The following is a 7,172-nucleotide window of genomic DNA, read 5'->3' on the forward strand; positions in this document are numbered from 1 at the left end:
CAATATGCAAACATTTGTAAGCCCGCTTGCGATGCCCGCCCGATGCGGATGTAATCGATAGCAATCACCCTTGTAAGTCCTGCCTGGAGCGCTATCATGCGTCCGATCCTGTCTCTCCCCCTCCTGAACACCGTTTGCGCCGTGCTGCTGTCGTCGGCATGCACCTTCGCCCTGGCGCAGGACCCGCCCGCCCGCGTGGGCCGCATTTCCACCGTCGAAGGGCAGGTGCTGGTGCGCGCCGGTGATGGCGAGGCGCAAAACGCCCTGCTGAACTGGCCCGTCACGACGGATAACCGGCTCAGCACCCAGCGCGGCGCGCTGGCGGAATTTCGCGTGGGCGCGGCCGCCGTGCGCCTCGATGGCGATTCCGAGCTGGAAGTGAGCGAGCTCGATGACGACAGTTTCAAATTGCACCTGGGCTATGGCACAGTTAGCGTGCGCGTGCGCAATCCCGACGCGCTGCGCGGCTTCGAGCTGACCACCGCCCAGGCCCGCGTGACGCTCACCCAGCCGGGCTGGGTGCGCGTCGATGCGGGGCGCCAGCCCGGCACCAGCGTCGTCAGCGTGCTCGACGGCGCGGCCGACGTGGATGGCGCGACGGGCAGCGTCACCTTGCGTGCTGGCAAGCGCGCCGAGCTGACGGATGATGCATTGCGCACGGGCTCCGTGCAGAGGATCGCCTTCGACCACTGGCCCGAAGCCTTGCCCGCTGCCGCGCCGGCCTTGCGCTATGTCACGGACGATACCACCGGCTATGAAGAGCTGGACCGCTACGGCGCCTGGCAGGACGATGCGCAATACGGCCCCTTGTGGCTGCCCAGCACGGTGCCGGCCGGTTGGGCGCCGTACAGCGACGGGCGCTGGACATGGATCGCGCCGTGGGGCTGGACCTGGGTCGACAATGCGCCGTGGGGCTATGCGCCCTCGCATTACGGCCGCTGGGTGCTGCTGGGCCACCGCTGGGGCTGGGCACCGGGGCGCGAGCGCGGCCGCGTGCCGTGGGCGCCGGCCCTGGTGGGGTGGGTGGGTGGTGTTCATGGGCCAAATGCTGGGCCGCAGCAAGGCGCGCGTCCTGGCGTGGGCTGGTTTCCCCTGTCGCCGCATGACCGCTACGTGCCCGGCTACCGCGCCAGCGCGGACTATGAACGCCGCATCAACCGCGTGGCCGAGGGGCGCCGCTCCGTGGCGGGCGAGCGTTTTGGCGCGCAGCCCATGGTCGACGTGCCGCGCCGCAACCGTACCAGCATGCCGCCACCCGTGCTGCAAAGCTTGCCCTTGAGCACGGCGCCTGCGCCGGCGGGCAACTGGCAGCGCCCCTTTGATGCGCCGCGCGGCGACAACGGTGTCCGGCGCGACTGGGTCAATCGTCCCGGCCGCTTGCAGACGGACGATGGCCAGACGCACATGGCGCCGCGTCCCATGCAGCCGAACCGGCCGCTCGTGCCGCAACAGCCGCAACAGCCGCCGGTGCCGGCCCAGCCCGTGATGCCGGCCCTGCCGGCCTTGCCACCCGTGCAAGACCAGGTGGCTCATCCCGGGTGGCGTGGCGAGCAGCGGTCCCGCGCCGAGCGGCCGCCGCCGCGCCCCGTCATCGAGCGTCCCTTTGATGCGCGCGGTGTCGAGCGCGCCAATCCGCCGCGTGAACGCAACAATGAGCGCGGCGGTCCCGGCCGCGGTAGCCGGACGCAGGAAACGGAGCGCTGAACGGGCCGCTGGCGCTGGCCGTCTGTCCGCCCGGTCATGGATTATCGACGTTCAAGCCGCCAAACCGACAGTTCGTCACATTTCAGCGGTCAAGTCGCGGTGTTTTGTCTACAGTGGAGTCATTGCAAGACAACGCAATGCCTTCGCGGCTGAGAGCACCGATTTTCCGGCTATTTTGTCCAAACGAAATAGTTTTCGCCAGCTTACAAAGCTGGCTTTTTTTTTCCGCGCCCCTGGCGCCATGGCAACGGCGCAGGCGCTGCCAAAGTTGGCTACAATACGTCTTTATGCAGCCGCCGCGCGCTATATGCTGCGCCGCCTGTTCTGACCGGCACTGATTGGATTTCTCATGCAAACCACCCCACCCACCGAAGTCACGATTCCTCCCAGCGAATCGCTGATCGAATACCCGAGCGACTTTCCCATCAAGATCATGGGCCCGACGCATGTCGACTTCGCGCCGACCATGCTGGAACTGGTGATCAGCCACGATCCGACCTTCCACGTGGGCCGCATGGAAGAGCGCCCATCACCCAAGGGTAATTACACGGGCCTGACCGTGACCGTGCGCGCCATCAGCCGCGAGCAGCTCGATGCCCTGTACATGGCGCTGTCGGGCCACCCGATGGTCAAGATCGTCATGTAAGACATGCTTTTGCCCGGGCGGGCTGGCGTTGCGTCAGCCGCCACACCAGGGCAAAGGCCGTGCTGGCCGCCGCCGTCACCCACAGCAGGGGTTTTTCGCTGCCGTCCGTGATGGCGGCGATCACGGCACCGCAAACGGCCGTGATGAGCATTTGCACGAAGAAGAACAGGCCCGAGGCGCTGCCCGCCTGGGCGCCATACGGCTGCAGCACGGCCAGCTGGCAGGCGGGGATGGCCATGCCAACCGATACCATCACCAGCAGCATCGGCGCCACCAGCGACGCCACGTGCTGCGGCGCCAGGCTGCCCGCCAGCAACAAACTGCCTGCACCCGCCACATTGATCAGCACCGCCACGCCGAGCATATAATCGGCGCCCAGGCGCGGTCCCAGGGCGCGAAACAGGCTCGATCCCGCCACATAGCCGCTGACCGTCAGCGCGAACACCAGCGCATACGCGTGCGGTGACAGATGCATACCTCTTTGCAACAACACGGACGATTCCGCGATGAACGGGAAATACGTGCAATACACACAAGCGATGGCCAGCGCATAGCGCAGGAAATACGCATCGCCCAGCAGGCGGCGGTACAGCGCCAGGGTATTGCCTTGTGGCACGGCATCTGCTGGTTTCGTTTCCGGCACATACGCGGCGATCAGTCCCAGCGATAGCGCGCCCAGCAGGCACAGTACGCCGAACACGGCGCGCCAGCCGAACGCTGCATCGAGCACGCTGCCGGCCAGCGGCGCCAGTATCGGCGACAGGCCCATCACCATCGATATTCTCCCCAGCATGCGCGCCTGCGTGGCGGGGTCGAAGCGGTCGCGTACCATGACTCTGCCGATGATGGTGCCGCTGCAGCCGCCGAACGCTTGCAGCACGCGCGCGGCGATCAGCACGTGCACATCGGAGGTCAGGGTGCAGACGATGCTGGCGAGCACATAAATGCCCGTGCCGGTCAGCAGCACGGGACGGCGTCCGTAACGGTCGGCCAGTGGCCCGCAAGCCAGCATCGAGGCGGCCGAGCCGGCCATGAACAGGCTCAGGGTCAGCTGCAACTGGGCATCGCTGGCGTGCAGGGCATCGGCCATGGCCGGCAGCGAAGGCAAATAGATGTCGATGCTGATGCGCGACAGGCAGACCAGCAGCAGCACGATGCCGCCCCAGGCCCATAAAGCGAGTTGTTTCTGCATTGTTTTACACGATCCTCTCAGGTGTCCCTTCATGCGTGCGCCCCGCTGGCGCACCGGAACGGTGAGAGTAGGATGTTTGTGGTGTAATGCAAAGTGCCAGTCATCAGAAAACTCATTGGACCACTTGGACGATTATCATGCCGCGAGGAAAATCACCGCACGCCCTGGACTTGCCTCGTCCCACCAGCTGGCTCGACAAGGCGGGCGTCAACAAGCAGGATGGCGCGTATGAAGCGCTGCGCTCGGCCATCCTGACGAAGATGCTGCCGGCGGGCAGCCGTTTGCCGTCCAGCCGCACCCTGGCCGAACGGTGGGAGTTGTCGCGCGGCACCATCGAAACCGTGTTCGACCGCCTGCACGCGGAAGCGTACGTGACGCGCGTGCCCGGTTCCGGCACGCGCGTGTGCGCCGTGGTGCCGGAGCGCTTCCTGATGGCAGGCTTCGCCGATGCCACCCCGGCCGCAGCGGCTAGCCTGCCCGCGCCCGCCTCGGACACGGGCGTGCGCGACGGCTTGCCCTTCGTGGCGCGGCGCGCCGACGCCAGCCTGTTTCCCATGGCCGCCTGGTCCAAGTGCGCCACGCGGGCGCTGGCGGCCGCCACGCCGGAGCAGTTGTGCAGCGCCGATCCGGCCGGCTTGCCTCAGCTGCGCCAGCAGATCGCCGATTTTCTCGCCAAGTACCGGGGCATCCGCTGCGATCCGCAAGACATCGTTGTTACCACCGGCATCCGCCACGCGATCGACATGCTGGCGCGCAGCATCGTGCGCGATGGCGACAAGGTTTGCCTGGAAGAGCCCGGCTATCCGGCCGCGCGCGCCCTGTTCGCCCTGGCGGGCGCCGTGTCCGTGGACATTGCCGTCGACGCCGAGGGCATCGATTGCGCCGCCCTGGCCGCGCACACCGATGCCTGCCTCGCGTATGTGACGCCGGCGCACCAGTCGCCGCTGGGCGTGACCATGTCCGTCACGCGCCGCCTGGCCTTGCTGGAATGGGCGAACGACGGCGGCGCCTGGGTGCTGGAAGACGATTACGACAGCGAATTCAATTACCAGAGCGCGCCGCTGGCGGCCCTGAAGGCGCTGGACCAGTACCAGCGCGTGATTTATTGTGGCAGTTTCAACAAGACCTTGTTTGCCGGCCTGCGCGTGGGCTTCATGGTGCTGCCGCCCGCCTTGCGCCCGCAGTTGCTGCGCACCCTGCAGTTGACGGGTCGTTCCGTGGGCGTGACGGAGCAGCTGGCGCTGTCCGCCTGGATGGAGGATGGTGCTTTCGTGCGCCATCTGCGCCAGGCGCGGCTGGCCTACAAGGAGCGGCGCGACCTGCTGCTGGCCTGCCTCGAGCAGACGGCCGCCGGGCGCTACACGGTGACTGGCCAGCAGGCGGGCTTTCATTGCGTGCTGTGGCTGCCGCCGGACGGCGACGAGCGGGCGTTTTGCGCGCGCGCGGCGCAGGAGGGGCTGGTACTGCAGCCGCTCGGTGATTTTTGCCATAGCGCAAAGCTGGCGCCGGCCGTGCTGCTGGGCTACACGGCCCTGAATGCGGCCCAGATACGCCATGCTGCACAAAAATTGGGCAGGCTGCTGTTGCTGCCAGGGGCCGCCCCGGAATGAAACGGCGGCCTGGCTTATAATCACCGCTTCGCCGCAGCGTCCGCAGGGCGCCGGCAGCTGATTACAGAATCTGTCATGACCACCACCCGAACCGAAGCGGCGCTGATCCGCGAGCTGGGCCGCGTCGATTACGAGCCGACCTTTGCCGCCATGCGCGCCTTCACCGACGCGCGCACGACAGACACGCGCGACGAACTGTGGATCGTCGAGCATCCGCCCGTGTTCACCCTGGGCCTGGCGGCCGACCGCGGCCATTTGCTGGCAGGTGCCGAGAATGTGCCCGTGGTGCAGACGGACCGCGGTGGTGAAGTCACCTTTCACGGCCCCGGCCAGGTGGTGATTTACCTGTTGATGGACTTGCGCCGCAACAAGCCGGGCGGCAAGCTGTATGCGCGCCAGTTCGTGCATAAAATCGAGCAAGCCATCATCAACGTGCTGGCGGCGTATAATCTCGCTGGCGAGCGCATCGACGGCGCGCCGGGCATTTATATTGCTGGCGGGCCAGACAAGGGTGCGAAGATCGCCGCGCTGGGCTTGAAAGTGCGCGGCAACGGTTGCACCTACCATGGCGTATCGCTCAACGTGGCGATGGACCTGGCGCCGTTTTCCTGGATTAACCCCTGCGGCTATTTCGGCCTGAAGACGGTGGACATGCGCAGCATGGGCGTGTCGGCGCCGCTGGCCGAGGTGCAGCGCGCCCTGGCCCATGAATTGACCGTATTACTCGATGTAAGCGAAGTAAACAGCGCCGCAGGCGCGCCTCAGGCAGCGGATGCCTGAGCAAACAAACCAACATGCCCGTCAAGGGCTTGCAGCCATGACTTCTGAGACCATTTCCAGCACCGCCCCCGCCGCTCCCGCCTACAACCCGAGCGAAAAGCAAAAAGGCGCCAGCAAGACTTCGCGCATCCCGATCAAGATCATTCCGATCGAGCAAGTCGAGCGCCTGAAAAAGCCGGACTGGATCCGCGTCAAGGCCGCCTCGGCATCGACCCGTTTCTATGAAATCAAGGACATCCTGCGCGAAAACAAGCTCGTCACGGTGTGCGAAGAAGCCAGCTGCCCGAACATCGGCGAATGCTTCGGCAAGGGTACGGCCACCTTCATGATCATGGGCGACAAGTGCACGCGCCGTTGCCCGTTCTGCGACGTCGGCCATGGCCGTCCTGATCCGCTGGACAAGGAAGAGCCGGCCAACCTGTCGAAAACCATCGCCAAGCTGCGTTTGAACTACGTGGTCATCACTTCCGTCGATCGCGATGACTTGCGCGACGGCGGCGCCGGCCATTTCGTCGAGTGCATCCAGCAAACGCGCGCCCTGTCGCCGAACACCCGCATCGAAGTGCTGGTACCGGACTTCCGCGGCCGCCTGGAAAAAGCCTTGAACCTGTTCAAGGATGGCTTGCCTGACGTCATGAACCATAACCTGGAAACGGCGCCGCGCCTGTACAAGGAAGCGCGTCCCGGCTCCGACTATATGCACTCGCTGAAACTGCTGAAGGATTTCAAGGCCATGTACCCGGAAGTGAAGACCAAGTCCGGCATCATGGTGGGCCTGGGCGAGACGGACGAGGAAATCCTGCAAGTCATGCGCGACATGCGCGAGCACGACATCGACATGCTGACCATCGGCCAGTACCTGGCGCCATCGAACAGCCACTTGCCCGTGCGCCGCTACGTGCACCCGGACGTCTTTAAGATGTTCGAGGAAGAAGCCTATAAAATGGGCTTCACCCACGCCGCCGTGGGTGCCATGGTGCGCAGCTCGTACCACGCGGATGAACAGGCGCACAGCGCCGGCGTGGAATCGGCGCTGAATTTCTAAGCACCTTGCGCCACATCAAAGCCACCTGCTCATGCCGGTGGCTTTTTTTTGGTGCGCCAGGCATGGCGCGACGCGCGGGAGCGCGGCTCGACTGACTGTGGTGGTTAGTTGAGTGACTTGGAGGTGAAAGTCCTCTGCACACCGGGCAAGGGGAAGTGCTAGCTGAACGGCAAGGGTGTCCGTCGCAAGGCGGAA

The 7,172-nt window shown here is 65.5% G+C and carries 6 protein-coding genes; 5 read left to right on the plus strand and 1 reads right to left on the minus strand.

What is annotated here, in order from left to right; translation table 11 throughout:
* Window positions 1-96 precede the first annotated feature (96 nt).
* Window positions 97-1,704: a DUF6600 domain-containing protein gene (locus tag ACQ4WP_RS01815; RefSeq protein ID WP_436518391.1), complete on the plus strand. Its 1,608-nt coding sequence runs from the start codon at window positions 97-99 to the stop codon at window positions 1,702-1,704.
* Between the two features lie 349 nt (window positions 1,705-2,053).
* Window positions 2,054-2,350: a DUF493 family protein gene (locus ACQ4WP_RS01820; protein WP_102122449.1), complete on the plus strand. Its 297-nt coding sequence runs from the start codon at window positions 2,054-2,056 to the stop codon at window positions 2,348-2,350.
* Here the strand turns inward: ACQ4WP_RS01820 and ACQ4WP_RS01825 are convergent.
* On the minus strand, window positions 2,343-3,542 hold the full coding sequence (locus ACQ4WP_RS01825; RefSeq protein ID WP_436518392.1) for a multidrug effflux MFS transporter: 1,200 nt from the start codon (window positions 3,540-3,542) through the stop codon (window positions 2,343-2,345). The genes ACQ4WP_RS01820 and ACQ4WP_RS01825 overlap by 8 nt on opposite strands.
* A 137-nt stretch (window positions 3,543-3,679) precedes the next feature.
* On the opposite strand from ACQ4WP_RS01825, the gene pdxR reads away from it, so the two are divergent.
* The 3 genes from pdxR to lipA all read left to right on the plus strand — a co-directional run bounded on the left by pdxR (window position 3,680) and on the right by lipA (window position 6,977).
* Entirely contained in the window at window positions 3,680-5,152 is a 1,473-nt protein-coding gene (pdxR, locus tag ACQ4WP_RS01830) for a MocR-like pyridoxine biosynthesis transcription factor PdxR (protein WP_436518393.1), read from the plus strand.
* A 75-nt stretch (window positions 5,153-5,227) separates the two neighbouring features.
* Window positions 5,228-5,932 carry a lipoyl(octanoyl) transferase LipB gene (lipB, locus tag ACQ4WP_RS01835; protein WP_436518394.1) on the plus strand — a complete coding sequence of 235 codons (705 nt, stop codon included), beginning with the start codon at window positions 5,228-5,230 and terminating at the stop codon, window positions 5,930-5,932.
* A gap of 37 nt (window positions 5,933-5,969) precedes the next feature.
* Window positions 5,970-6,977, plus strand: coding sequence for a lipoyl synthase (gene lipA / locus ACQ4WP_RS01840; protein WP_436518395.1), 1,008 nt, complete (start codon window positions 5,970-5,972; stop codon window positions 6,975-6,977).
* The last annotated feature ends 195 nt before the right edge of the window (window positions 6,978-7,172 follow it).

It is taken from the genome of Janthinobacterium lyxosi, assembly GCF_051380665.1.
GTDB lineage: Bacteria > Pseudomonadota > Gammaproteobacteria > Burkholderiales > Burkholderiaceae_D > Janthinobacterium.